The organism is Pseudomonas aestuarii (assembly GCF_027988105.1).
Taxonomy (GTDB): Bacteria; Pseudomonadota; Gammaproteobacteria; order Pseudomonadales; family Pseudomonadaceae; genus Aquipseudomonas; species Aquipseudomonas aestuarii.
Genome location: NZ_JAQJZJ010000015.1, coordinates 26,582 through 51,000 on the forward strand (window position 1 = coordinate 26,582; position 24,419 = coordinate 51,000).

25 protein-coding genes and 1 pseudogene are annotated in these 24,419 nt (G+C 61.8%); 16 read left to right on the forward strand and 10 right to left on the reverse strand.

Annotation, left to right across the window (positions count from 1 at the left end; genetic code table 11):
• Positions 1–17: 17 nt before the first annotated feature.
• The 3 genes from PH586_RS22210 to PH586_RS22220 form a co-directional block, all read right to left on the reverse strand.
• Positions 18–1,598, reverse strand: coding sequence for a GMC family oxidoreductase (locus PH586_RS22210; protein WP_271349990.1), 1,581 nt, complete (start codon positions 1,596–1,598; stop codon positions 18–20).
• Between the two features lie 54 nt (positions 1,599–1,652).
• Positions 1,653–2,171, reverse strand: coding sequence for a gluconate 2-dehydrogenase subunit 3 family protein (locus PH586_RS22215; protein WP_271349991.1), 519 nt, complete (start codon positions 2,169–2,171; stop codon positions 1,653–1,655).
• A gap of 489 nt (positions 2,172–2,660) precedes the next feature.
• Positions 2,661–3,617: a LysR family transcriptional regulator gene (locus PH586_RS22220; RefSeq protein ID WP_271349992.1), complete on the reverse strand. Its 957-nt coding sequence runs from the start codon at positions 3,615–3,617 to the stop codon at positions 2,661–2,663.
• A 104-nt stretch (positions 3,618–3,721) separates the two neighbouring features.
• On the opposite strand from PH586_RS22220, the gene PH586_RS22225 reads away from it, so the two are divergent.
• Complete coding sequence (locus PH586_RS22225; RefSeq protein ID WP_271349993.1) at positions 3,722–4,477, forward strand: sulfite exporter TauE/SafE family protein; 756 nt, start codon at positions 3,722–3,724, stop codon at positions 4,475–4,477.
• Here the strand turns inward: PH586_RS22225 and PH586_RS22230 are convergent.
• Complete coding sequence (locus PH586_RS22230) at positions 4,467–5,321, reverse strand: LysR substrate-binding domain-containing protein (protein ID WP_271349994.1); 855 nt, start codon at positions 5,319–5,321, stop codon at positions 4,467–4,469. The genes PH586_RS22225 and PH586_RS22230 overlap by 11 nt on opposite strands.
• Before the next feature lie 97 nt (positions 5,322–5,418).
• On the opposite strand from PH586_RS22230, the gene PH586_RS22235 reads away from it, so the two are divergent.
• The 4 genes from PH586_RS22235 to queF all read left to right on the forward strand — a co-directional run bounded on the left by PH586_RS22235 (position 5,419) and on the right by queF (position 8,336).
• A complete protein-coding gene (locus tag PH586_RS22235; RefSeq protein WP_271349995.1) occupies positions 5,419–5,679 on the forward strand; it encodes a DUF1127 domain-containing protein in 261 nt (86 codons plus the stop codon).
• 1 nt (position 5,680) lies between these two features.
• The gene (locus tag PH586_RS22240) at positions 5,681–6,559 is read left to right on the forward strand and encodes a PhzF family phenazine biosynthesis protein (RefSeq protein ID WP_271349996.1); all 879 of its coding nucleotides are present in this window, start codon (positions 5,681–5,683) and stop codon (positions 6,557–6,559) included.
• 145 nt (positions 6,560–6,704) lie between these two features.
• The gene (pyrF, locus tag PH586_RS22245; protein WP_271349997.1) at positions 6,705–7,403 is read left to right on the forward strand and encodes an orotidine-5'-phosphate decarboxylase; all 699 of its coding nucleotides are present in this window, start codon (positions 6,705–6,707) and stop codon (positions 7,401–7,403) included.
• Between the two features lie 102 nt (positions 7,404–7,505).
• Positions 7,506–8,336, forward strand: a complete 831-nt coding sequence (gene queF / locus PH586_RS22250; RefSeq protein WP_271349998.1) for an NADPH-dependent 7-cyano-7-deazaguanine reductase QueF — start codon at positions 7,506–7,508, stop codon at positions 8,334–8,336.
• Between the two features lie 71 nt (positions 8,337–8,407).
• On the opposite strand, the gene PH586_RS22255 is transcribed toward queF, so the two are convergent.
• Both PH586_RS22255 and PH586_RS22260 read right to left on the reverse strand, forming a co-directional pair.
• Positions 8,408–8,674, reverse strand: coding sequence for a DUF4404 family protein (locus PH586_RS22255; protein ID WP_271349999.1), 267 nt, complete (start codon positions 8,672–8,674; stop codon positions 8,408–8,410).
• A 233-nt stretch (positions 8,675–8,907) separates the two neighbouring features.
• A complete protein-coding gene (locus PH586_RS22260) occupies positions 8,908–9,630 on the reverse strand; it encodes an HAD family phosphatase (RefSeq protein WP_271350000.1) in 723 nt (240 codons plus the stop codon).
• A 300-nt stretch (positions 9,631–9,930) separates the two neighbouring features.
• Here PH586_RS22260 and PH586_RS22265 point away from each other — a divergent pair, with 300 nt between their 5' ends.
• The gene (locus tag PH586_RS22265) at positions 9,931–10,632 is read left to right on the forward strand and encodes an MlaA family lipoprotein (RefSeq protein ID WP_271350001.1); all 702 of its coding nucleotides are present in this window, start codon (positions 9,931–9,933) and stop codon (positions 10,630–10,632) included.
• Positions 10,633–10,708: 76 nt separating this feature from the next.
• Here PH586_RS22265 and PH586_RS22270 read toward each other — a convergent pair whose 3' ends face one another.
• A complete protein-coding gene (locus PH586_RS22270) occupies positions 10,709–11,008 on the reverse strand; it encodes a PilZ domain-containing protein (protein ID WP_271350002.1) in 300 nt (99 codons plus the stop codon).
• Between the two features lie 216 nt (positions 11,009–11,224).
• Here PH586_RS22270 and rssB point away from each other — a divergent pair, with 216 nt between their 5' ends.
• Positions 11,225–12,409: a two-component system response regulator RssB gene (gene rssB / locus PH586_RS22275; protein WP_271350003.1), complete on the forward strand. Its 1,185-nt coding sequence runs from the start codon at positions 11,225–11,227 to the stop codon at positions 12,407–12,409.
• Positions 12,410–12,417: 8 nt separating this feature from the next.
• Positions 12,418–12,900 carry an anti-sigma factor antagonist RssC gene (rssC, locus tag PH586_RS22280; protein ID WP_238043421.1) on the forward strand — a complete coding sequence of 161 codons (483 nt, stop codon included), beginning with the start codon at positions 12,418–12,420 and terminating at the stop codon, positions 12,898–12,900.
• Between the two features lie 60 nt (positions 12,901–12,960).
• Here the strand turns inward: rssC and tal are convergent, their stop codons facing one another.
• Positions 12,961–13,887 (reverse strand): transaldolase, encoded by a 927-nt coding sequence (gene tal / locus PH586_RS22285; RefSeq protein WP_271350004.1) that lies wholly within the window; start codon positions 13,885–13,887, stop codon positions 12,961–12,963.
• Between the two features lie 41 nt (positions 13,888–13,928).
• Positions 13,929–14,939 (reverse strand): tRNA dihydrouridine(20/20a) synthase DusA, encoded by a 1,011-nt coding sequence (dusA, locus tag PH586_RS22290; protein WP_271350005.1) that lies wholly within the window; start codon positions 14,937–14,939, stop codon positions 13,929–13,931.
• Positions 14,940–15,040: 101 nt separating this feature from the next.
• Here dusA and PH586_RS22295 point away from each other — a divergent pair.
• Positions 15,041–15,295 (forward strand): annotated as a pseudogene (locus tag PH586_RS22295) (site-specific integrase); the annotation flags it as partial.
• Positions 15,296–15,312: 17 nt separating this feature from the next.
• Here the strand turns inward: PH586_RS22295 and PH586_RS22300 are convergent.
• Positions 15,313–16,338 carry an AraC family transcriptional regulator gene (locus PH586_RS22300; RefSeq protein WP_271350006.1) on the reverse strand — a complete coding sequence of 342 codons (1,026 nt, stop codon included), beginning with the start codon at positions 16,336–16,338 and terminating at the stop codon, positions 15,313–15,315.
• A gap of 205 nt (positions 16,339–16,543) precedes the next feature.
• Here PH586_RS22300 and PH586_RS22305 point away from each other — a divergent pair, with 205 nt between their 5' ends.
• The 7 genes from PH586_RS22305 (at position 16,544) to PH586_RS22335 (ending at position 24,308) form a co-directional block, all read left to right on the forward strand.
• Entirely contained in the window at positions 16,544–17,728 is a 1,185-nt protein-coding gene (locus PH586_RS22305) for an acetyl-CoA C-acyltransferase family protein (protein WP_271350007.1), read from the forward strand.
• A gap of 78 nt (positions 17,729–17,806) precedes the next feature.
• Positions 17,807–18,457: a TetR/AcrR family transcriptional regulator gene (locus PH586_RS22310; RefSeq protein WP_271350008.1), complete on the forward strand. Its 651-nt coding sequence runs from the start codon at positions 17,807–17,809 to the stop codon at positions 18,455–18,457.
• A 23-nt stretch (positions 18,458–18,480) separates the two neighbouring features.
• Positions 18,481–19,434, forward strand: a complete 954-nt coding sequence (locus tag PH586_RS22315) for a crotonase/enoyl-CoA hydratase family protein (protein WP_271350009.1) — start codon at positions 18,481–18,483, stop codon at positions 19,432–19,434.
• Positions 19,435–19,754: 320 nt separating this feature from the next.
• Complete coding sequence (locus PH586_RS22320; RefSeq protein ID WP_271350010.1) at positions 19,755–20,384, forward strand: TetR family transcriptional regulator C-terminal domain-containing protein; 630 nt, start codon at positions 19,755–19,757, stop codon at positions 20,382–20,384.
• A gap of 125 nt (positions 20,385–20,509) precedes the next feature.
• A complete protein-coding gene (locus PH586_RS22325) occupies positions 20,510–21,235 on the forward strand; it encodes a response regulator (protein ID WP_271350011.1) in 726 nt (241 codons plus the stop codon).
• Positions 21,232–22,023, forward strand: coding sequence for a substrate-binding periplasmic protein (locus PH586_RS22330; RefSeq protein ID WP_271350012.1), 792 nt, complete (start codon positions 21,232–21,234; stop codon positions 22,021–22,023). Before PH586_RS22325 ends, PH586_RS22330 begins: the two co-directional genes overlap by 4 nt.
• Positions 22,020–24,308 (forward strand): ATP-binding protein, encoded by a 2,289-nt coding sequence (locus PH586_RS22335; protein ID WP_271350013.1) that lies wholly within the window; start codon positions 22,020–22,022, stop codon positions 24,306–24,308. The genes PH586_RS22330 and PH586_RS22335 overlap by 4 nt, the downstream gene beginning before the upstream one ends.
• Positions 24,309–24,419: the final 111 nt, after the last annotated feature.

Here is a 24,419-nt window from a genome sequence, read left to right on the forward strand (position 1 = left end):
GGGCTCCATTGTTTCTATCAGAGGGCGCGCTGGCTGAGCTGCGTGCCGATGTACTCGGCCTGGCGCAGGGCCAGGGCAACGATGGTCAGGGTCGGGTTCTGGCCGCCGCTGCTGGTGAATTGGCTGCCATCGGAGACGAACAGGTTGGGGATGTCGTGGCTCTGCCCCCATTTGTTGACCACGCCATCGGCGGCCTTGGCGCTCATGCGGTTGGTGCCCATGTTGTGGCTGGCCGGGTAGGACGGCAGGCGGATCACCTCGGTGGCACCGACTGCCTCGTAGCATTTGCGGGTCTGCTCGACGCCGTGTTCGCGCATGGCGACGTCGAAGGCATGGTCATCCTTGTTCACCACCGGCACCGGCAGGCCGTACTGGTCTTTCTCGCTGGCGTGCAGGGTGATGCGGTTGCCCTCCATGGGCAGATCCTCGCCACACAGCCAGACCCCGGACATGTGGTCGTAGCGCTCCATCTTCGAGGCGAAGCCGCGGCCCCAGCCCTGCGGCGTCGGGTCGAGGAAGGCGGACATGAACGGCAGGCCGAGCGACAGCACTTCCAGGCGGTAGCCACCGATAAAGCCGCGCGAGGTGTCGTTGTACGACTCGTCGGAGATCACTCCGGCGCAGGTGGTACCGCGGTACATGTGCACCGGCTTGGGCATGGTGGCGTAGATGCCGGCGGTGGTGTGGGTCATGTAGTTGCGCCCGACCTGGCCGGAGGAGTTGGCCAGGCCGTCCTTGAAGGTCGACGACTCGGAGTTGAGCAACAGCCGTGGCGACTCGATGGAGTTGCCGGCCACGCATACCACCCGTGCCTTCTGCCGCTGCTGGCGGCCCTGAGCGTCGGCATAGATCACTGCATTGACCCGGCCACGGGCGTCATGCTCGATGCGCAGGACCATCGACTGCGGGCGTACCTCGCAGTTGCCGGTGGCCTCGGCGCGCGGGATGTCGGTGTAGAGGGTCGACCACTTGGCACCAATGCGGCAGCCCTGCATGCAGAAGCCGATCTGCATGCAGCCCGGCCGGCCGTCGTAAGCCTGGGTGTTGATCGCCATGGGGCCGGACTGGATTTCCTTGTAGCCGACCCGTTTGGCACCTTCGGCCAGCACCTTGAAGGAGTTGTGCCACTGGTGGTACGGCATGCCGGTGCTGGGACCGGTCACGCCCATGTGCTTTTCCGCCTTTACGTACCAGGGTTCCAGTTCCTCGTAGCTGAGCGGCCAGTCGAGCAGGTTGGCACCCTTGATCTCGCCATTTTCCGTGCGCATGCGGAACTCGAAGTCGCGAAAGCGCAGGGCCACGCCGGCCCAGTGCACGGTGCTGCCGCCGACCGCCTTGACGATCCAGGCCGGCAGGTTGGGGTGGTTCTGCGCTATGTCCCAGCCACCGGTGGCGATGCGTTTGTCGAGCCAGGAGATCTTGTTGAACATGGCCCATTCATCATTCTCGATGTCGGCCATTTCGAAGCGTTTGCCAGCTTCCAGCACCACGCTACGGATGCCCTGCTTGGCCAGGGCATGGGCCAGGGTGCCGCCGCCGGCACCGGAGCCGATGATGACCACGACGTCGCCGTCGTCTTGTGAAAATTTCGCTGCCATGGGGTGTTCCCCTCGTTGTTGGAATTGGATGAGCTGCGATTGGTCAGGCGTGGGTCAGAGCCAGTCGAGGTCGTTGTAACCGCGCGCCAGGTAGCCGCCTTTCTCCACCGAGGAGCCTTCGTAGCCGAACAGTGGGAACAGCGCCGGGTTGTCGTAGAGGCCGAACATCAGGGCGTTGCGCACGGCGCGAAAGAACGGCCCGGTTTCGATCTCGCGCAGCAGGGCGACCCGGTCGATTTCCGTGTTGAGGCCATCGAAGGACTGGCCGTGCCGCCGCTCGGCGCTGGCCTGCAGCTCTCGCAGGCCGTCGGCGATCAGATCGGGCTGCTGGGCCGCCAGTTCTGCCAGGGGTTTGGCATAGTGCAGGTCGTTCAGGCGGTCATGCGGGTAGATGTCGCGGCCCATGCGCAACAGGCCCGGGGGCAGGGCGGGCAGTGCCTCGTCGGCGAGCAGGGTGACCGGAATCAGCTGCGCGGCCACGGCCGTGGCACCGAGGGCGAGCAGGGACTGGCCGGAAAGGGACATAAAGCGCCGGCGCGTGAAGCCGGTGTCGGGGCTGGGAGAGTCATGCATGGCAGTGCTCCAGGCTATTGCCGGCACAGCCTGCTGGTGGGGTCAGGTGTGGCCGGCACTCATTGTTATGTGCCGAGAGGACTGTTTCTCCTCTCTCGATAACCCTTGAGCAGCTTGCGTGCCAATGCTTTTAAGTGTTCTTAACCTGTTGTTTAGTAAAGGCTTTATAAGGTCTTTGGCGGCGCTCTCACGCGGCACCGTAATGCGCCTGTAAAGCGAGATTCATTACAGTTGTAAAACATCTGTAATGGGGACGCCGGAGTGCGCGGAACAGGTAAGGCCCCTGACATGCGTTCGCGGTAAGGCGCAACTCCGTGCAGCGTAGCGTTCGGCTCTCAGTCGACTTCGCTATTGCTGGCTTTATTCCAGACGCTGCGCTCGTGCTCAACCGCCTTCGACGCGGCGCGTGAGCACGTTCATTACTCACCGTTTCGAGCGTAGGTTGTTGAGCAGTAATTGCGCCTGCCGGCCCGGATGCTTTCAACCTGGTTAGTTGCGGTTCAGCCCGCCTTGCAGGGCCAAGTCCCAGGGGGGGACTGGGCCGAAACGGGCCTTGAGGAATTCCAGCAGCAGGCGGCTGCGCGAGCCGCTTTCGCGTTCCAGGCGCAGGGCGAAGATGCCGCTCGGTTCCGCTGCAGGCAGGCCTGCTTCGCAGAACAGTGGCAGCAACTCGCCGCGCAAAAGGTAGTCACTGATCAGCCAAGTCGGAAGATGGGCGATGCCGAGGCCGGCGAGGGCGCCGAACAGCAAGGTTTCGGCGTTGTTGGCGGTCAGGCGTAGGCGTTTCGGTCGGTAGATCTGCAGCTTGCCATCGACGTCGAAACGCCAGGCATAGGGTGGCGCCAGGCTATCCCAGTCAAGGCCGTCGTGCTCGAGCAGTTCGCTGGGCGCGCGCGGCACGCCGTGTCGTGCCAGGTAATCCGGGCTGGCGCAGACTATCCGCACCAGCGGCGCCAAAGCGGTGGCGACCAGGCGGGTGTCGGCCAGCGGGCCGATGCGCAGCACCAGGTCGACCTCGCCGAGGTGCGCGCCGTGCAGGTCGGTGAAGCTGTCGATCAGGCGCAGTTGCACGTCCAGCCCCGGATAGGCAACGAGAAATTCGGCAATCGCCGGTGCCAGGTGGCGCCTGCCGAAAGGCGCGGGCGCGTCGATGCGGATCAAGCCCTCCGGCGCGCTGCTCAGCGATACGGCCTCCGCACGGGCCAGATGCAGCTCCGCGAGGATGCGTCGGGCCCGTTCGGCGAAGGCCAGCCCGGCCGGAGTGGCGCGTACTGCGTGAGTGCTGCGGCTGAACAGGCTGCTGCCGAGCGAGCGTTCCAGGGCATCGATGCGCCTGGCCACGGCAGAAGGGGTGAGCGGGTGGCGCCGGGCGGCGGCGGAGAAACTGCCGCTTTCCAGCACGTCGAGAAACAGGCTGAGTTGGTCGGTGAGGGCGTCGGGGTTCATGTGTGGCTCGCTTGTGCGTGATCAGCACAGCCATTGTGCGCTGCTGTGCGTTTACGGACCAGTACTGGCTGGCTAGCATGCGCAGGACGCCAATGGAGCCACCGATGAACCCGATCGACTTTGCCCTGAATCTGCTCCTCGGTGTGTTGCTGGGTACGCTGGGCGGCCTGTTCGGCATCGGCGGTGGCCTGATTGCGATTCCGGCCTTGGGCGTGCTGTTCGGCCTGGATCAGCAGTTGGCCCAGGGTACGGCCCTGGTGATGGTGGTGCCGAACGTGCTGCTGGCGCTGTGGCGCTATCACCAGCGCAACCGCATCGACCTGCGTCATGCGCTGACCCTGGCGCTCAGCGGTTTCTGCTGTGCCTGGCTCGGGGCGGGTTGGGCGGTGACGCTGAATGCCGAACGCATGCGCCTGGCCTTCGTCGGTTTTCTGTTGGCGCTGGCGCTCTACAACCTGTCGCGGGTGTATTGGCGTCCTGCCGCAGGCAGTAGCGAACTCGGCCACCCCTGGCCCTGGCTGGCGGCGCTGGGCAGTGGTGCCGGTTTGCTCGGCGGCCTGTTCGGGGTCGGTGGCGCGGTGTTGGCCACGCCGGTATTGACCAGTGTGTTCGGCACGACTCAGGTCGTCGCCCAAGGCCTGGCATTGGCGCTGGCGGCGCCCAGTACCGGCGTGACCTTGGTCACCTATGCGCTGCACGACCATGTCGACTGGGGGTTGGCGCTGCCCCTGGCAATTGGCGGGCTGCTTAGCATCAGTTGGGGCGTGCGGCTGGCTCACGCCTTGCCCGAACGGCAGTTGCGCGCGCTGTTCGCCGCTTTCCTGCTGCTCTGCGCGCTGCTGCTCGGATTTAAAGCCTGAAGCCTTCGACGATGTGCTCGGCCAGGGTTTCGGTTACCGGCGACTGGCTGTGGGAGTTACGCAGCAGCACGATGCTTGCCGAGGGCATGGCCGGCAGGCCTTCCGCCTCGCCGATGATGCGCATGTCCGGGGGGATCAGGCTCTGCAACTGCGCGGTGATCGCCAGACCGGCGCTGACTACCGCCATGATCGCCGAGAGGCTGGGGCTGGTATAGGCGATGCGGTAGGGGCGTTCCATGGCGTCCAGCGCATTACAGGCCCAGGAGCGGCAGAAGCACTGGGCGTTGAACATCGCCAGCGGCAGTGGCTCCTGCTCGTGTGGGCTAAAACCCTGGGCCTCGGCCCAGACCACGCGCTCCTGGCGTAACAGCTGGCCGATTTCGGTACCCGGCTCGCGGGTGACGATGGTCAGGTCCAGGTCCTGGCGTTGCAGCAACTGGAACGACGGCTCGCAGTGCAGTTCCACCTGTACCAGCGGGTAGGCCTGGGCGAAGCGCGAGAGAATCCCTGGCATGAAACGCATCACATAGTCATCCGGGGTGCCGATGCGCACCGAGCCGACCATGTGCGGTTCGCGCAGGGTGTTCATCACCTCGCCGTGCAGCTTGAGGATGCGCCGGGCGTAACCGAGCAGTACCTGGCCTTCGGCGGTCAGGCTGAGTTGGCGGCCGTCGCGCTGGAACAGCGGGCGCTGCACCACGTCTTCCTCCAGGCGTTTCATCTGCATGCTGACCGCGGACTGGGTGCGGTTGACCATCTCGGCGGCTCGGGTAAAACCGCCGTTATCGGCAATGGCGACAAAGGTACGCAGCAGCTCGCTGTCGATGCTCGGGTAATTGGCCATTCATCAATCTCCGAGATGCAAGGCATAAGAAACATTCGTTGGATTGATCATAAGCCCAGCGCGAGACTGTCGCCAACCCCACAAGGAGGGCGACGAGATGAAAGGTCAAAAGAGTAATGCACTGTTTAATCCGCTACCTCAGCGTGGCTTCAGTCTGAGTGCTCTTGCCCGTGCTGCATGGCTGCACCTCAGGCGTTGGCAGCAATTGGCTAAACAGCGTCGGCTGTTGGCTACGCTTAACGATGAGGCGCTCAAGGACATAGGGCTGAACCGTGGCGATGTGTTTCGCGAGACTGAGCGGCCATTCTGGGATGATCCATTGGCGAACACGATGAACTGCAACAAAGCGGAGTATTGAGATGCAAGTGCAGGTGCGGATTGTTAACGCTTTTGTCGATGGCGGAAAAGGCGGCAATCCGGCCGGCGTGGTGCTGCAGGCCGACGCTTTGGATCGCCGGCACAAGCAGGCGATCGCCGCCCAGGTGGGCTTGTCGGAAACCGCCTTCGTTTCCAGCTCAACCAGTGCGGCGTTCAAGCTGGAGTTCTTCACCCCCACGCGGCAGATCGCGCATTGTGGCCACGCAACGGTGGCCACGTTTTCTCTGCTGCGCCAGCTGGGCATGGTCGCTGACGGCTGGACCAGCAAGGAAACCATCGATGGCAACCGCGCCATCCTGATCCAGGCGGACATGGCGTTCATGGAGCAGCGCGCGCCCGACTACCTCGACCTGAGCGATGACCCGGCCCTGCTTGCCGAGGTGTTGGCGGCCCTGGGTAGCGATCCCGGGCAACTGCTGCCTGGTGTTTGGCCGGTGCGCGTGAGTACCGGCGGCGCTTTTGTTGTCATTCCACTGGTGGATGAGGTGCAGGTGCATGCCCTGCATCCCGATCAGGCGGCATTGGCGCGCCTCAGCGAGCGACTCGATCTTATCGGCTTCTATGCCTTCTCCCGACAGACGCGGCATCCGGGCCGGGCGGCAGGCGCGCGCATGTTCGCGCCGCGCTACGGCATCGACGAAGAGTCCGCCACCGGCATGGCGGCAGGGCCGTTGGCCTGTTTCCTCCATGACCGCATGCAGTTGCCGGGCTCACGCCTGCTGATCGAGCAGGGTTACCTGATGCAACCGCCATCGCCCAGTGTGATCACCGTCGACCTGCAACTGGCGCAGGGGCGCATCGAACGCCTGCTGGCCGGCGGCCAGGCACAGACGATGCATGAGCTGACCCTGGTGCTATGACTCCGGGCCAGTGCCCGTCAGGGTGGCAGGGCATGGTGGCCGGGTTCATCGCGCGACCTATGGATAGGCGAGGGCAGTGGATCGGCAACAGGCTGTGGCTTCCGCTACAATATGCGCCGAATTCGATTTGCCTGAGAGCCCGCCCATGTCCGCTTGCCAGACCCCGATCATCGTTGCCTTGGATTTCCCGACCCGTGATGCTGCTCTGGCGCTGGCCGAACGGCTCGATCCCAAGCAGTGTCGGGTCAAGGTCGGCAAGGAGCTGTTCACCCGTTGCGGCCCGGAGATCGTCGGCGCGCTGACGGACAAGGGCTTCGAGGTGTTCCTCGACCTGAAATTCCACGATATTCCCAACACCACGGCGATGGCGGTCAAGGCGGCTGCCGAACTGGGCGTGTGGATGGTCAACGTGCACTGCTCGGGTGGCCTGCGCATGATGGCGGCCTGCCGCGAGACCCTGGATGCCCTGAGCGGAGCCACGCCGCTGTTGATCGGCGTGACCGTGCTGACCAGCATGGAACGTGAGGATCTGGCCGGCATCGGCCTGGATATCGAACCCCAGGCGCAAGTCCTGCGTCTGGCGGGTCTGGCCGCGCAAGCCGGGCTGGATGGCCTGGTGTGTTCCGCCCAGGAAGCCCAGGCGTTGAAGGCCGCTTATCCGGCATTGCAGCTGGTCACGCCCGGCATTCGTCCGGCAGGCAGTGCCCAGGACGATCAACGGCGTATTCTGACTCCACGCCAGGCGCTGGATGTCGGTTCCGATTATCTGGTCATCGGCCGGCCGATCAGTCAGGCCAACGACCCTGCGCAGGCCTTGGCGGCGGTCGTGGCCGAGCTGACCTGAAAGCGTGTGTAATGGCCCGCTGGCGGCGCTCAATAGCTTCACCAGCATTGAGCTCCGCCACGCGCTTATGCCCTGTTCCTTTTGACTAACCAGGTTTTTGCCATGCATCCCGCCGCCGAAGATTCGCCACTGGGTAAATCCAGCGAATACATCGCTACCTATACGCCGTCGCTGCTGTTCCCGATTGCGCGCGCGGCCAAGTGGGCCGAGCTGGGCCTGACGGCCGAGACGCTGCCCTATCAGGGCGTGGATTTCTGGAACTGCTTCGAGCTGTCCTGGCTGTTGCCTTCCGGTAAGCCGGTGGTGGCCATCGGCGAGTTCGCCATACCGGCTGACTCACCGAATATCATCGAGTCGAAATCTTTCAAGCTGTACCTCAACTCGCTGAATCAGACGGTATTCAATGATGTGAGCGAATTGCTCACGCTGCTGCAGCAGGACTTGTCAGCCGCCGCCGGCAAGCCGGTGGGCGTGCGCGTGCGCAGTTTGGCCGAAGTGACGAGCGAAGGCGTGGCGACCTTGCCTGGACCGTGCATCGATGAGCTGGATGTGCTCATCAGCAACTATGCGCAGCCGCAGCCGGAGTTGCTGCGTTGCAAGCCGGAGTTGCTAGTCGAGGAAAGCCTGCACAGCCACCTGTTGAAGTCCAACTGCCCGGTCACCGGCCAGCCGGATTGGGGCAGCGTGGTGGTGCAGTACCGTGGTGCGGCGCTGGATCACGCCAGTTTGCTGGCCTATCTGGTGAGCTTTCGCCAGCATGCGGATTTCCACGAGCAGTGCGTGGAGCGGATCTTTCTCGACTTGCAACACCTGCTCCAGCCCGAGTACCTGACGGTGTATGCCCGTTACGTACGTCGCGGCGGACTGGACATCAATCCCTATCGCAGTACGGCAGCAATAGCGCCGGACAACCGGCGCTTGGTGCGCCAGTAAGCGGGGAGGGGCAGCAAGCTGGGACGCCTCAACAAGAGTTTTAGCGCATCGGTACAGCTTGCTACTGTAATTTAGATCCCCATGTTGGCCAGGCTCTGCACGATGTTGCGCAAGGTGCCGGCAAGGGTCGGATGACTGGCTTCGAAGCGCTCCACGGCCAGGTTGACGCCGTCGATCAGGGTGGCATCTGGTGCGGCTGCTGCCTGGCGGGCCAGTTGGAGTTCGATTTCCTGGGTCAGGACAAATAGCGATGCTCGTTCTTCTTCAGTCAGTGGTGGCTCCTGAGCCAACTGATCGCGCAGCTCTTGCAGCTGTTGCTGCAGGCGGTTTGCAGGCATAAAACTCTCCCTTTATTGATAGGCAAAACATTGGCCACGCGCCTTCGCGAAGGCCCTTGCATGCCTGCTAGGGTAATCCAAGCGGCGCTGCTTTGCTTGCCCGGGATCAAATCTTCAGCTCTCTGCGCGAGAGCTATCGCCAGTTTGCTTCGCGGCATTTTGCTTCTATAGAGAGTCCGGCAATGACGCCTTGGCGCGCGGCCTGGATAGAAACGAGAGGTTGAACCAGCCGCTCAGGGTTTTTCCCCTTTTTGCCGGCGTGAGCCGAGGTCGACCAGGCAGGGGCCGAGTTCACTCAATTGATCGATTACCGCATGCACGCCGAGACGATACAGGGTCAAGGTCGCCTGGGTACGCAGGCGGTCGCGTTCGGCTGCGGCGAGGGCTTGCCAGTCTGCTGGCGCCTGGTTACAGAGTGGTCCGCAGGCCGCCAGGCCGATGGTCCATAGCCCGGCATTGAGGCCGGCCTGGAGTAGGCGCGGTTCGCCACTGATCAATACGCAGCCATCGAGTTGCGCGACCTGCAAGCCCATCAGCGCCTGCCAGCAGGCGTCCGGCGCAGGCCAGGCGCGGCCGACTCTGCTCGGAGCGGCGACGAGCCAGTCGGGCAGTGGGGCTGCCAGGACGCTGCTGCTATCGCCCGGCAGCTCGTCGAGCCAGGCACAGGGCACATTCTGCAGATGCAGTTGTTGCAACTGCTCCAAGGCGCCCGGAGTGAGTTCGGCGTGCTCGCCGGCTGCTTCGCTCAACGCCCGCTCGAAGACCTGCCGTTCGTCGGCATCGGGCGCGCGGCCAAGCCGTTGCTCCAGGGCGCTTTTGGCCGGGTTGCTCTGTTCGTCGCCGTGCCCTGGATACAAGCGCTGCATGGCCGTAGGCAATGTGCGTGCCCCAAAGTCCACCAGGCAACCGGATAAACCAAAGAGCACCGCACTGAAGGCGGGTGGGGCGGTGGGCATACTGGTCATCCTTGAATTGATAAGGCCCAGTCTGCTGGCTGTTTGTGACGATTAGATGAAGCCGTTGTGACGGTCGCCGTCAGCGGCCTCCGATCCCTCTGGCAGTGGTTTGCAGCTGACAAGCGGCGGCCATGACGACTGTCCATGCCCTGCCCAACGAGGCTGTGGACACTGTCGAGCATGTGTTTTTCCTGCACATTGCTGGCGCCCCTGCTGCCTATTTGGCTGCGTCAGGCTTTATACTGCTGGCCTCGATGGCTGCGTTGGGCCGGCCTACACTTTTCTCAAGGAGAGACCCTAATGCCTGTAATCGGTGCGAATTGGATCGATCGTCTGGGCCGATTGTTTGCCTGCGCCAGCTTGGTACTGCTTCCATTGGTGGCTCAGGCTGCCGAAGAGGATCCTTGGGAAGGCTTCAATCGGGTGATCTTCCGCTTCAATGACACCCTCGACACCTATGCGCTGAAGCCTTTGGCGCAGGGCTATCAGGCGGTAACCCCGCAGTTTCTCGAGGACGGCGTGCATAACGTCTTTGGCAATATCGGCGACGTCGGCAATCTGGCCAACAACGTGCTGCAAGGCAAGCTGCACGATGCCGGCGTGGACACCAGTCGGCTGATCTTCAACACCACTTTTGGCTTGTTGGGCTTCTTTGATGTGGCCAAGAAAATGGGCCTGCAGCGCAGCGATGAGGACTTCGGTCAGACGTTCGGCGCCTGGGGGCTGGGCAGTGGGCCCTATGTGATGCTGCCGCTGCTCGGTCCGAGTACGGTGCGCGATACGTTCAGCAAAGTGCCGGACAGTCTGCTCCAGCCTTACCGGTACATGAACCATGTGCCGACGCGTAACCTCACGCGCGGTGTGGATGTCATCGATACCCGCGCCAGCCTGCTGTCGGCCGAGCGGCTGGTCAGTGGCGACAAGTACATTTTCATCCGTAACGCCTACCTGCAGAACCGTGAGTTCAAGGTGCGTGACGGCGATGTCGAGGACGACTTCTAGTCTTCCTGCGTTCAAGTAGTCCATGCAAAAAGGCGACCATCTCGGTCGCCTTTTTGCGTGTTGAGGCCTGCGCCTTTCAGCTCATCGACAGAATAGCCAGGCCCAGGGTCTGGCGGCCATTGTCCAGGTCGCTGACGCGTACCACCTCGGCTTCGGCAATCAGCCCTTTGAGTTGATTATGGTCGGAGGCGATATGCACCTGGATCGTGTCGCCCATCTTCAGCGCACACTCGGCCTCGAGCTGCATGCCGGTACTCGACAAGTCGAGGCACAGTGCGGGAATTTCCTTTCCGGCATGCTGCAGGGTGACTGGTGCTTCCAGTCGCATGCGGATGTAATCGCGCTTTTCACTGTAGTCGTGATTACTTTGGCTCATGGACGCTATCCTCGTTATTGTCGGGTTCTCCTGCTGTCCTTATAACCTTCGCCGATTTGAGCTGTAAAGTCGCGTACTGATGACTGGCGCATGCTTGAATCGAGGTGCGTATGGGAGTACCGTCAGCGCCTTGAGACATACCCAGTACGCGCGCTCAGGCTGATGGCCTGGTGTATACGCCTAGCCTTGCCCCGGCGCAGTTTGCCTGGATACCCAATGCACAAAACCAGTGCCACGCTGCTGATTATCGATGACGACGAAGTGGTGCGTGCGAGTCTCGCAGCCTACTTGGAAGACAGCGGCTTTGTAGTTCTGCAAGCCTCTAATGGCCTGGAAGGCTTCGATGTATTCCAGCGCGAGCAGCCGGATGTGGTGATCTGCGATCTGCGCATGCCGCAGGTCGATGGCCTCGAGCTGATTCGCCGGATCAACCAACTGCAGGTAGAAACCCCGGTGATCGTCGTGTCGGGCGCCGGCGTGATGAGTGACGCGGTCGAAGCCTTGCGCCTGGGCGCCGCCGATTACTTGATCAAACCCCTGGAAGACCTCGCGGTGCTCGAGCACTCGGTGCGCCGTGCGTTGGATCGTGCGCATCTGCGTCTGGAGAACCAGCGCTATCGGGAACAACTGGAAGCCGCCAACCGCGAGCTGCAAGCCAGCCTGCATCTGTTGCAGGAAGACCAGAACGCCGGTCGCCAGGTACAGATGAATATGTTGCCGGTCACGCCCTGGAAAGCCGATGGCCTGCAATTCGCCCACCAGATCATTCCGTCGCTCTATTTGTCCGGGGATTTTGTCGACTACTTCCGCGTCGATGAGCGCCGTATCGCCTTTTACCTGGCGGATGTGTCCGGACATGGCGCGTCATCGGCATTTGTCACTGTGCTGCTGAAGTTCATGACCACTCGCCTGCTCTATGAGTTGCGGCGCAATGGCCGTTTCCCCGAGTTCAAACCTTCGGAAGTCCTCGGTCATATCAATCGCGGCTTGATCAATTGCAAGCTGGGCAAGCACGTGACCATGCTCGGAGGGGTCATCGATGAGCAGCAGGGTCAACTGACCTACAGCATCGGTGGTCATCTACCGCTGCCAGTGCTGTACAGCGAAGGCGAAGCACATTACCTGACGGGTCGTGGTTTACCGGTTGGCTTGTTCGATGAGGCCGAATACAGCGACCATGTGCTGAAATTGCCCGAGTCGTTCAGCCTGACGCTGCTGTCCGACGGTATTCTCGACCTGCTGCCAGGCGATACCTTGCAGGAAAAAGAGCTCGCGCTGCCCCGGTTGGTCAGTTCGGCCGGCGGAACCCTGGATGGGTTGCGTCAAGTGTTGGGGCTGGCCAATCTGGCGGATATGCCGGATGATATTGCCTTGCTGGTGTTAAGCAGGAACCTTGCATGAATCCTGGGATAAGCCCCGGTAGAATCCAGTTCGCCGAACAAAACGGTACCTTCGTACTGAAGTTTGTCGGTGAAGTGCGCCTGACCCTGTGTTCAGCGCTGGATTCCACCATTGAAAAGATTTTTACCGCGCTGAATTTCTCCGCCATCGTCATCGACCTGACTGAGACTCGCAGCATCGACAGCACCACTCTGGGTTTGCTGGCCAAACTGTCGATTCTCTCGCGCCAGAAGATTGGTCTATTGCCGACCGTGGTGACCACCCACCCCGACATCACCCGGCTGTTGCAGTCGATGGGCTTCGATCAGGTGTTCAACATCGTCGATACGCCGATTCCCTGTCCAGAGTGTCTGGACGACCTGCCATCGCAGGACCAGTCGGAAGAGGTGGTGCGGGCCAAGGTGCTGGAAGCTCACCGCATTTTGATGGACCTGAACGACTCCAATCGCGCAGCCTTCCACGATCTGGTTAGCGCCCTAGAGCATTACTGATAGTTCATGCTGTTTCACACGTGCGGGGCGTTCGATGAAAATCGGCGCCCCGCAGTGCATTCAGGCGATGTCGGCAAGCAGCTTTTCCAGCTTTTCCTGATCGCGCGCGAATTGACGAATGCCTTCGGCAAGCTTTTCCGTGGCCATCGGATCCTCGTTCATCGCCCAGCGGAACTGGCTTTGTTCGAGGCTTTGCCGCGCTTCGGCGGGCTGGCCGCTGCTCAGCTTGCGCTCGAGCGGGGACTGGTCATTGGCCAGCTGCTGCAACAGTTCCGGGCTGATGGTCAGGCGATCACAACCGGCCAACTGCTCGATCTGGCCAATGTTACGGAAGCTGGCGCCCATCACTACGGTCGCATAGCCGTTGGCCTTGTAGTAGTTGTAGATGCGCGTCACCGACTGCACGCCGGGATCTTCTGCACCAACGAAATCACGGCCTTCGGCCTTCTTGTACCAGTCGTAGATCCTGCCCACGAAGGGTGAAATCAGGAACACCCCGGCATCGGCGCAGGCCTGGGCCTGGGCGAAGGAGAACAGCAGCGTGAGGTTGCACTGGATACCGGCTTTTTCCAATTGTTCGGCGGCGCGGATACCTTCCCAGGTCGAGGCGATCTTGATCAGTACCCGCTCGCGGCCAATCCCAACCTGGTCATACAGGTCAATCAGGCGTTCGGCGCGGCGCAAGGTGGCCTGGGTATCGAAGGACAGGCGCGCATCGACTTCGGTGGAAATACGCCCCGGAATAATCTTGAGAATTTCCTGACCGACCGTCACACCGAAGCGGTCGCAGGCCAGGCCCATATCGCCCTGGCTGGCGCTGACTGCATTTTTCAGCAGCTGGGCGTAGCGCGGCATGGCGGCGGCCTTGAGCAGCAGTGACGGGTTGGTGGTGGCGTCGACCGGTTGCAGGCGGGTGATGGCATCGAGGTCACCAGTATCGGCGACCACGGTGGTGAACTGTTTGAGTTGATCCAGCTTGGAAGTCATGGCGCTGCCTTGTCGTTACTGATCGCATGACATTACCCGAGTCAGCGCCCTTGCAGCAATTGCGCCGCCTGGTCGAACAGTGCGAGGGGCTCGGCGGTCTTGTGAATATCCACCGACAACAGCTGGCGGAAACGCCGGGCACCGTTGAAACCCTGGGCCAGACCGAGCATGTGCCGGGTGATGTGGTGCATGCTGCCGCCCTCGGTCAGGTGCCCAGCGATATAGCCGCGCATCGATTGCATCGCCTCGAAGCGGCTGAGTACCGCTGCCGTTGAGCCGAATAGCTGCTGATCGACCTGTGCCAGCAGATAAGGGTTGTGATACGCCTCGCGGCCAAGCATCACGCCATCGAAGGTCTGCAGATGGGTCTGGCATTCCTCCAGGGTCTTGATACCGCCATTGAGGATGATCTGCAGATCCGGGAAGTCGCGTTTTACCTGCGCCGCCAGGTCGTAGCGCAGCGGCGGCACTTCGCGGTTTTCCTTGGGCGACAGCCCGGAAAGAATGGCAATGCGCGCATGCACGGTAAAGCTCTGGCAGCCGGCTTCGCGCACCTGACCGATGAAGTCGCACAGTTCGGTGTAGCTGTCGCGGCCGTCGATGCCGATGCGGTGCTTGACCGTCACTGGAATGCTTACCGCATCGCGCATGGCCCTGACGCATTCGGCGACCAGCGCTGGGTGGGCCATCAGGCATGCGCCGATCATGTTGTTCTGCACCCGGTCGCTGGGACAGCCGACATTCAGGTTGACCTCGTTGTAACCCGCCGCTTCAGCCAGCTTGGCGCAGGCCGCCAGCTCGGCCGGCACGCTACCACCCAGCTGCAGCGCCAGCGGGTATTCCGCTGCGCCGTGGCGCAGAAAGCGCGCGCTGTCGCCATGCAGCAGTGCGCCAGTAGTGACCATCTCGGTATAGAGCAGCGCATGGCGCGACAGCTGCCGCAGGAAGAAGCGGCAGTGGCGATCTGTCCAATCCATCATGGGGGCAACAGAAAACCTCCTAGATGTGGATATCACTGGTTTAGCTAGGTTTTCCGGGCTTTTAGCGAACATTTACTGCGCTCTCATGTATTACGGTTGTCCACGTTTTTTGCTTATTTCTGCTACAGCGTTGCTACGATTAAGCAACACAAGCCAGCCGTGTAGCAAAACCTGTGGGCACAATCACTACCCGCAAGCGAAAGAACGGCTTTACGGCGTATACAGCGCAGATCCGCATCATGCAAAAGGGCGCGACAGTTTATCAGGAAAGCCAAACCTTCGACCGTAAGGTGACGGCCCAGGCATGGATCAAAGAACGCGAGTCTGACCTGGCATCGCCGGGCGCTCTCGAGAAGGCAAGTCGCAAGGGCGTTACGGTCAAGGAGATGATTGGCCTCTATTTGGCTGAGTACGAACAGCTCCGACCTGAGTCGCCCCTGGTTTTCTAGGCACTATCCAGATTCTGTGAGCGTTGTTTCAACCGATAGCTGCCCGGACTCTCTCCTGTCCACTGTTTGAACGCTCGGTGAAACGCGCTTGCTTCACGGAAACCTGCCATCTCTGCAATTGCGGCGACACTCAGGTCGGTGTTGCGAAGGCAGTCAAAGGCAATGGTGCGGCGCACTTCATTCTTGATCTCCTGAAAGGAGAGGCCTTCGCGCTTGAGCTGGCGACGGAAGCTGGTGACGCTCAAGGCACGCTCTCGGGCAAAGTCCACTAGGGTCGGCCATTGCTCGTAACGGCAATTGCGCAGTTGTCTATACACCTGAGCGCTCAGTCCCTGGCGATTGCTGAAGCGGATGATTACCCATTGCGGGGCCGTGCGCAGGAAGGCTTTTAGCGACTCTAGATCCTGAACAACGGGCAGCTTCAGATAGTCTGCATCGAACGCGACTTCGGTCTGCGTGGCCTCGAATGTCAGATCCGGTCCCCATAGCAGGTGATCATCATCATGGGCGGGTCGCGGGTGGCCGAATTGCGTACGACTAATCGGTATGCGTCGGCCAGCCAGCCAACACATGAGGCTGATGACCACCGTCAAGAAGGTTTCCTCGAGGATGCTGCGCAGGAAGGGTGACTCTTGGCGATTGTGCAATGTGATCACGGCGTGTTTTCCGCGCAGCGACACACTGCCCTGGATATCCCTGAGAAACAGCCGGTAGCTGGACAGGCATTGGCGCAGCGCCTGACCAATGGATGCTGTCTGGATCAGGCCTCGGCAGATCAAGGCGAAGCTGCCCGCGGGCATGCCGTGGGAGTCGTAGCCGAAGAACTCATCGTCCAGTTCTTCGGCTACCACCAGCCATAACTTGGCAAATGCCGTGGCCGGTACCCGGGCCGCACTATCGCAGAGCAACTGCTTAGGTATACCTGCCTGTGCCAAGAGATCATCCATTCGCACTGGTTGATCGCGCAGGCGATACAGCGCCGCCTGGACGAAATAAACGGACACCGAATCTTTCTCTTGCATGGCCTTGATCCGTTGCGAATCCACCCGCAGTGGGTGGCAAAAAACGTCAGCCACATCGACTATTTTTGGCATAGGCCAACACTGGTGGCATCTTTAGACTAACAGGCTCTTTACACCAGGCCGGCTCGATGTCGAGTCCTTCCTGGTCCATGTTAGTCAGTCGAATTTGGCCGCGCCGGTCGCGACCTCGCTGCCGGAGTGTCCTATGCCCAACCACGAAGTTTACATCGTCAGTGCCGTCAGAACCGCAATCGGCTCCTTCGGCGGCACGCTGAAGGACACTCCACTATCCGCGCTGGCCACAACGGCGGTGCAGGCTGCTCTGCAGAGGAGCGGTTGTGCCGCCGAGCGCGTTGGCCATGTGGTAATGGGCAACGTGATTCCGACGGAGCCGCAGGATAGCTACATCTCTCGTGTCGCCGCCCTCAATGCAGGAATTCCTCAGGAAACCCCCGCGTTCAATGTCAATCGCCTGTGCGGCTCGGGCTTGCAGGCGATCATCTCGGCGGCCCAGAGCCTGCTTTTGGGCGAAACCGATATCGCCGTTGCGGGCGGTGTCGAAAGCATGAGCCGTGGCCCTTACCTGCTGCCCGGTGCTCGCTGGGGCGGACGCCTTGGCGATATGCAGGCCGTCGATTACATGCTGGGTATTCTGCATGACCCCCTGCATCGTATTCATATGGGCATCACCGCGGAAAATGTTGCCGAACGCTATGGCATCACTCGTGAAGCACAGGATGGCCTGGCTCTTGAGAGCCAGCAGCGCGCGGCCCGGGCGATCGCTCAGGGGCATTTCCTCGGCCAGATCGTGCCGCTCGAAATCAAAAGCCGCAAAGGCACACAGGTGTTCGAAGTCGATGAGCATGTCCGTAATGACTTTTCCCTCGAGCAACTGGCGCGAATGAAGCCTGCGTTCAAGGAGGGCGGCAGCGTGACGGCCGGCAATGCCTCGGGACTCAACGACGGCGCCTCGGCTCTGGTGTTAGCCACGGGTGCGGCGCTGCAGGCCGACAATCTGCGTCCGCTGGCCCGTCTGGTCAGTTATGCGCATGCCGGTGTCGAGCCCGAGTTTATGGGCTTGGGACCAATTCCTGCCACGCGCTTGGCCCTTAAGCGGGCTGGGCTTAGCGTCGCCGACCTGGATGTGATCGAGTCCAACGAGGCGTTTGCCGCGCAGGCCTGTGCGGTGGCCCGCGAGCTGGATTTCGACCCGGCCAGGGTCAATCCGAATGGTTCCGGCATCTCCCTCGGTCATCCCGTGGGCGCCACGGGTGCGATCATCGTCACCAAGGCCATCCACGAACTGCATCGCACCCAGGGGCGCTATGCCTTGGCGACTATGTGCATCGGCGGTGGCCAGGGCATTGCCGCGATCTTCGAGCGAGTCTGATGGCTGTCGGGCGCGTCACTGATTCTGGGCGAGGAATGGGTCGATATGCATAGCCGGCGCGCACCCTGCAGTGCTCCCGTGGCATTGCTCGCAGGCTCCGGCGAAGCCCCGCTCTCGCGGCTGGAACAGATTCGGCACAAGGCACTTGAGCTGTTTGCCGAGCGCGGCTTCGCCCGGGTCAGCATGCGTGAGCTTGCCCTCCACGTGGAGATCGGCTGCGGCTCTCTGTATCACCATTTCGAAAGCAAGGAGCGCCTGCTGTTCGAGCTGATCGAGGAGCTGTATGACGATCTGCTCGAAGCGGTCTTCAACACGTCCCGGGGCAACGCTCATGAGCGCCTGTTAGGTCTGTTGTGGGCGCATATCGCTCTGCATGAACGGCGTAGTTTGAATTTTCTGATGGCCGAGCAGGAATTCCGCTGCCTTTCCCCGCCACACCAGAAGCAGATCCAACAGCTGCGCCAGCGCTATGAGGACAGCCTCCTGACGCGCTTGCTCGATGCCGGTGCCACAGGCCCGTCCCGGCTGCTCAGGGCGACTGTGCAGGCGCTGATTGCGTGGCTGAACCATCTGCCGAGCTGGCTGCAACAGTCCGCTTTGGAGCCGGCGGAAAGACAAGCGCTGATCGAGGAGATCGTCCTGGGTTCGCTGTCCGGGGTGATCAAGCAGCCGCTACATGTTGCCGGCCCAGCCATAGTTCCCTTGGCGGCTCATGGCGCAACCGGCTGATTTTCGTCCCGGGTGCTCGAGGCATGCCCCGCGCCCACAGGGCATCAGCAACAAGGTCTGAGCAAAAGGATGATTCGATGAACTATGCAACGCTGGACTGGCATGTCGACGATGGCTTGTTGAAGCTGACACTCAATCGTCCCGAACTGATGAATACGTTTACCGTCGAGATGGCGGACGAGCTGGAGCATGCCTTTAAACGTGCCAGCATGGATGATGAGGTTCGCGTGGTTTTGGTGACCGGGGCGGGGCGGGCTTTTTGCGCCGGCATGGATCTGTCGGTGGAGGGCAATGTTTTCGGTCTGGATGAAAACCTCTCGCCCAGCCTGCGCGATATGCATGAGCGTATGGATACGGCGGAAATTCAAAACGGGGTTCGCGATACCGGCGGTCAGGTGACCTTGGCCATCCAGGCCTGTCGCAAGCCTGTGGTCGGCGTAATTAACGGTCCCGCAGTGGGTATCGGAGCGACCATGACGCTGGCAATGGATTTTCGTCTCGCCTCGGAAAAAGCGCGCTTTGGTTTCGTTTTCGGTCGTCTGGGTATCGTCCCGGAAGCCTGTTCGAGCTGGTTTCTGCCGCGCATCGTAGGCTTGCAGCAAGCCCTGGAGTGGGTTTACACCGCCGACATATTCGACGCTAACGAGGCCCTGCGCGGCGGTCTGGTTCGCTCGATTCACAGCGCCGACACACTGCTGGAAGAGGCTGAGGTATTTGCCCGACGACTGGTGCGGGATCGCTCGCCAGTTGCCATCGCGCTCAGCCGGCAGATGCTCTATCGCAACAGTGCCCAAGCCGATCCGTTTGAGGCCCATCGCATCGAATCGCTGGCAATGTTCTACACCAGCATCGGTGACGGTAAGGAAGGTGTGGCAGCCTTTCTCGACAAGCGTGCGCCACGCTTCGTCGGCAAGGCTTCAGAGCTGCCCACGTTCTACGAGCAGTGGACGGCTAACGTCGCCGATGAGCAAACATGAAGGCTATGCCTGAGTTGGTCGTAGTAACAGGCTAAGCACTATATGAAATCTCCTCCGGCCGGAAGTGGAGCATGGCCGCGGGTCAGTTCAACATCTGAATTGCCTTGCTTTCCAGGCCCAACCTCAAGCGGTATGAGCAGTTGTTAACATGCCCCTCAGAGCCCGACGCATGTTCACTGGAGATGGTCGCCAAATCATGCGGCTGGCGCCACTATCCAAGTCTGGTTTGTACGCCGCCATACCCCTATCGAGTAGGTAAGGTCACCTATCTTGCTGTACATTCGTTCAAATCGACCGGAATCAGCAATGGAGTTGTCGGCATGAACCTGGGAACGCGTTTCTCTCGCCTGGAACCTGAACAACGTAAGACGCACTTGGTCGAAGCGACTCTGGTGTGCCTCAAGCGCCATGGCTTTCAGGGAGCCTCGATCCGTAAGATATGCGCCGAGGCGGGGGTGTCGGTCGGCCTGATCAATCACCACTACCGGGGCAAGGAAGAGCTTGTGGCTGAGGCTTATCTGACCGTCACCGGGCGGGTTATGGGTTTACTGCGCGAAGCCATCGGAGCCACTGCAGCCAATCCCAGGGCGCGGTTATCGGCGTTTTTTCGTGCGTCGTTTTCCCCCGAGGTGCTCGCCCCCGAACTTCTCGACGCTTGGTTGGCGTTCTGGGGGGCGGTCAAAACGGCCGAAGTGATTAATCTGGCCCACGAACAGTCTTACGGGGAATACCGGGCCATCCTCGCGCTCGCCCTGTCAGAGCTGGCTGAATGGGAAGGCTGGATCGACTTCGATGCCGAACTCGCTGCCATCGGCCTCAGTGCTCTGCTCGATGGCCTGTGGTTGGAGTACGGGCTCAGCAGCGCGACTTTCACTCCGGCGCAGGGTGTGCAGATCTGCGAGGCCTGGGTCGATGGCCTGCAAGTGAGCGGCTTCCGTCGTTGCGGGTAGCCAGTCTTTGAGTCTATTGATCATTCGTTCAGTACTGACTACATTGGCTGGCAAAGTAAGTACCCTGTTTTACCCAAAATAAATCCAAGAGTTGGCCGCGCCTATGCTGCGGTGGGGGCACAGTGATGACGGAAACACCCTGTGTACTGATCGTTGATGACGACCCAGTGATCCGCGAATTGCTCGCAACCTATCTGCTGCGCGATGGTTATCAGGTGCTCTGCGCCGAGACCGCGGAACAGGCTGAGGACAGGCTGCTGGAGTCCCCGGTAGATCTGGTGATGCTGGACATCCGCCTACCGGGTAAGGATGGCCTGACCCTGACGCGTGAGTTACGTGTGCGCTCGGAGGTGGGGATCATCCTGATCACCGGCCGTGATGATGAAATCGACCGTATCGTCGGCCTGGAGTGCGGCGCCGACGATTACGTGGTCAAACCCTTTAATCCGCGTGAGCTGGTGTCAAAGGCGAAGAACCTGGTGCGCCGTGTGCGCCACGTTCAGGCGTTGCAGCCGCAGGCGGAAGCACGCCAGCTGAAGTATTTCGGCGACTGGGCTCTGGACGTGGATCGGCGTCGGCTGGTGGCCGCCGACGGTAGCGAGGGCCTGCTGACTCAGGGCGAGTTCCAGCTGCTCAGCGTGCTGCTGCGCAACGCCGGACACACCCTGAGTCGCGACCAACTGATGGATCAGATCCGTAACCGAGAGTGGCTACCCAATGACCGCTCGATCGACGTACTGGTTGGCCGTCTGCGGCGCAAGTTGAACGACGACCCGGCCGACCCGCAGTTGATCATCACCATTCATGGCGCCGGTTACCTGTTTAGCGCTGCGGTCAGTAGCAGGCAATGACTCTTCCCCTGCACCTGGCGCTGCTGCTGGCTGGGCTGTGCCTAAGCGCTGCCAGCTTGGCGGCACCTGCGACTGTGCGTTACTGCGATTATCCGGTGTATCCGCCGATTTCCTGGAGCGATGCCAGCGGCGAGGTGCGGGGGCTGGCGCCCCGCGCGGTGCGCGAGGTGTTCAGCCGGCTCGGCCTGCCGCTGGAGGTGGTGGTGCTCGGCAACTGGAAGCGCTGCCTGACTGATGCGGCCGAGGGCCGTGTCGACCTGGTGATTGCCTACCGTTCGGCCGAGCGCGAGCGCAGCCTGGTGTTCAGCCAGGTGGCCCTGTTGCGCGAAGAGGTGGCCGTTTTCTACAACCGGCGCAAACCACTGGCGGTGACCCGGCTTGAGGATCTGGCGCGCTATCGCGGCGGCCTGCTGTTTGGCGAGAGTTATGGTCAGGCCTTCGACCGTTTCGTTGCCGTTCATGGCAATGTCGAGTGGGTGGCCAGTAATCGGCAGAACTTTGGCAAACTGATCCGCGGGCGGATCGACTTCATCGCCCATGAGCGGCGCACCGGCAAGCTGTTCCTCGAGTACCTTCCAGGCGCCGACGAGATCGAGGTGCTGCCGCTGACACTGGCCGTTGACCACCTATATTTTGCGGTGTCGAAGCGCTCGCCGCTGACGGCGCGGATGGCCGATATCGACCGGGAGCTGCAACGTCTGGCGAGCAGTGAGCACGTCGAGCGCTGGCTGCGGGAAAGCGAGCTGGCTTATCGCATGCTGCAGTCGCAGTCGGACAGGCAGCCGTGAAGTCTTGGGCGGTGTCGCCGTCCGGCGAGTTGTCGCGACGACTGTTGCGTTTCATCCTGCTGTTCAGTCTGTGCTTCACCCTGCTGGCCAGCGCCCTGCAACTGTACTTCGAATATCGTCGGGAGATGCAGGGCATCGTCTCGCGACTCGAGTTGATCCGCAGCGGTTACCTGGCCAGCATCGAGCGCAGCCTGTGGGACCTCAACCAGGCGCAGTTGGACGTGCAACTGCGCGGCCTGGTCGACTTCCCCGATATCGCCTGGGTTCGGCTGCGCAGTACCGATTTCGATCTGTTGCAAGGCCATCAGCTGCCCGCCGACGCGGCGCGCACCGAGCGCTTCGGTCTGAATTACCGCATGGCCGATGGCGAATTGCGCGCACTCGGCTCCCTGGATATAGGCGTAGATCTGGAGGCGGTACACCGGCGTTTGTATGCCAGCGGCTTGACCAACCTGTTGTGGATGGGGCTGTTCATCTGCGGCCTGGCCATAACCCTGTCCTGGTTATTCCACCGTCTGGTGACTCGCCACCTGCTGGCCATGGCGGCCTTCTCGAGACAACTCGCCAGCGGCGAGTGGCAGCTGCCCTTGCGCCTGGAAAAAGGCCGCGGCGCGGCAGAGGATGAGATCGACGCGGTGGCCCATGCCCTGGACGAGATGCGCCAGGCCATAGTTGAGGATATGGGCCGGCGCGAGGCTGACCGCCTGGCCCTGCAGGACAAGAAGGACGAACTGCAGAAGATGGTCGAGCGGCGTACCGCCAGTCTGCATAGCGCCAAGGAGGAGGCCGAAGCGGCCAATCTGGCCAAGTCACGCTTCCTTGCCACCATGAGCCACGAACTGCGTACCCCGCTGAACGGCATACTTGGCATGGCCGAGCTGTTGCGCGACGCACCTCGGGACAAGCTCGGCCAGCGGCGCTTGCAGGCCTTGCACAAGGCCGGCGAGGGGTTGCTGGCGTTGCTCAACGACCTGTTGGATTTCGCCAAACTGGAGGAGGGCGAGGCCCGCGTCGAGCCGGTGGACTTTTCTCTGCAACAGTTGCTGGACGAGGTTCTCACCTTGCTCGAGCCGCGGGCGCAGGCCAGTGCCAGCCAGCTCATGAGTCACCTCGATCCGGGCCTGGGCAGCTACTTCCGCGGCCCCGAGCAGTTCCTGCGGCAGGTCCTGACCAACCTGTTGGCCAATGCCATCAAGTTCACCCAAGACGGGCGGATCCAGCTGCGGGTGGAGTTGCTGCAACAGGAGGCGGGACGCCAGCGCCTGCGCATCCAAGTAGAGGACGACGGTATAGGCATCCCCGAGGCGATGCAGGCGCGGATCTTCGAGCGCTTCGTGCAGGCTGACGAACAGGTGGCCAGGCGCTATGGCGGTGCCGGGCTCGGTCTGGCGATCTGCAAGCGTCTGGTGCAGGCCATGGGCGGCGAGGTCCATTTGCACAGTCGCGAAGGCCATGGCAGCCGCTTCTGGTTCGATATTTGGCTGCAGCAGGCGCAGCCCCCGCTGCCGCACGCCGCCAGTGCGGCGCTGGAATCCCCCCCTGAACCTCGTCACGTGCTGGTGGTAGAAGACATTGAGCTGAATCGCGAGGTGGCCCAGGGCCTGTTGGAGCGCGAAGGGCACCGGGTGAGCCTGGCCGAAGATGCTGCGCCGGCCCTGCGCCAGTGCCAGGCATGTCGTTTCGACCTGATCCTGCTCGATGTGCAGCTGCCGGGGCTGAGCGGAGTGGAACTGTGTCGACAAATCCGTCAGGACCCGCTGGGAGCCAATCGGCAGACGCCGATCTTCGCCTTCACCGCCAGCCTGCAACCGGCCATGGTCCAGGGCTACCTGAATGCCGGCATGCAGGGGGTGATTGCCAAGCCGATCCAACTGCCGGCCCTGCGTCAGGCCCTGGCAGGAATGTTGCGGAGTGAGTTGGTGAAGGCGGGCGAGGCCCTGCTCGATCCGCACGTGTTGCACACCCATCGCGAGGCGCTGGGGGCCGGTAAACTCGCCCAGCTGTTGCGGCTGTTGCATGTCAGCCTGGAGCAGCAGGGCGAACTGTTGCTGACGGCCCTGCAGGCCCTGGATTATTCGGAGATCGCCAGTGCCGCGCACCGCCTGGCCAGTGCCAGCGAGTCACTCGGCGGGCGGCAACTGGCGGTAATGCTGCGCCGTCTCGAAGCGGCCGGCGAAGCGGAAGTCGAGGCCCCGTGTATGGAACTGGCGGAACCGCTGCGCCAACTGATCGCGGCCACCCAGCAGGCGATTAGGCAGACCCTGGTGCAGCTGCCCGCCGTGTAACAGTCGCGTTACCACTTCTTACATCTTCTTTCCCGGTGTTCAACGGGGGCTTACATCGCTTGCCAATACTCAAGGCGGAACCGGGCACTGGTCCCGGTAAAACCTTGGTCT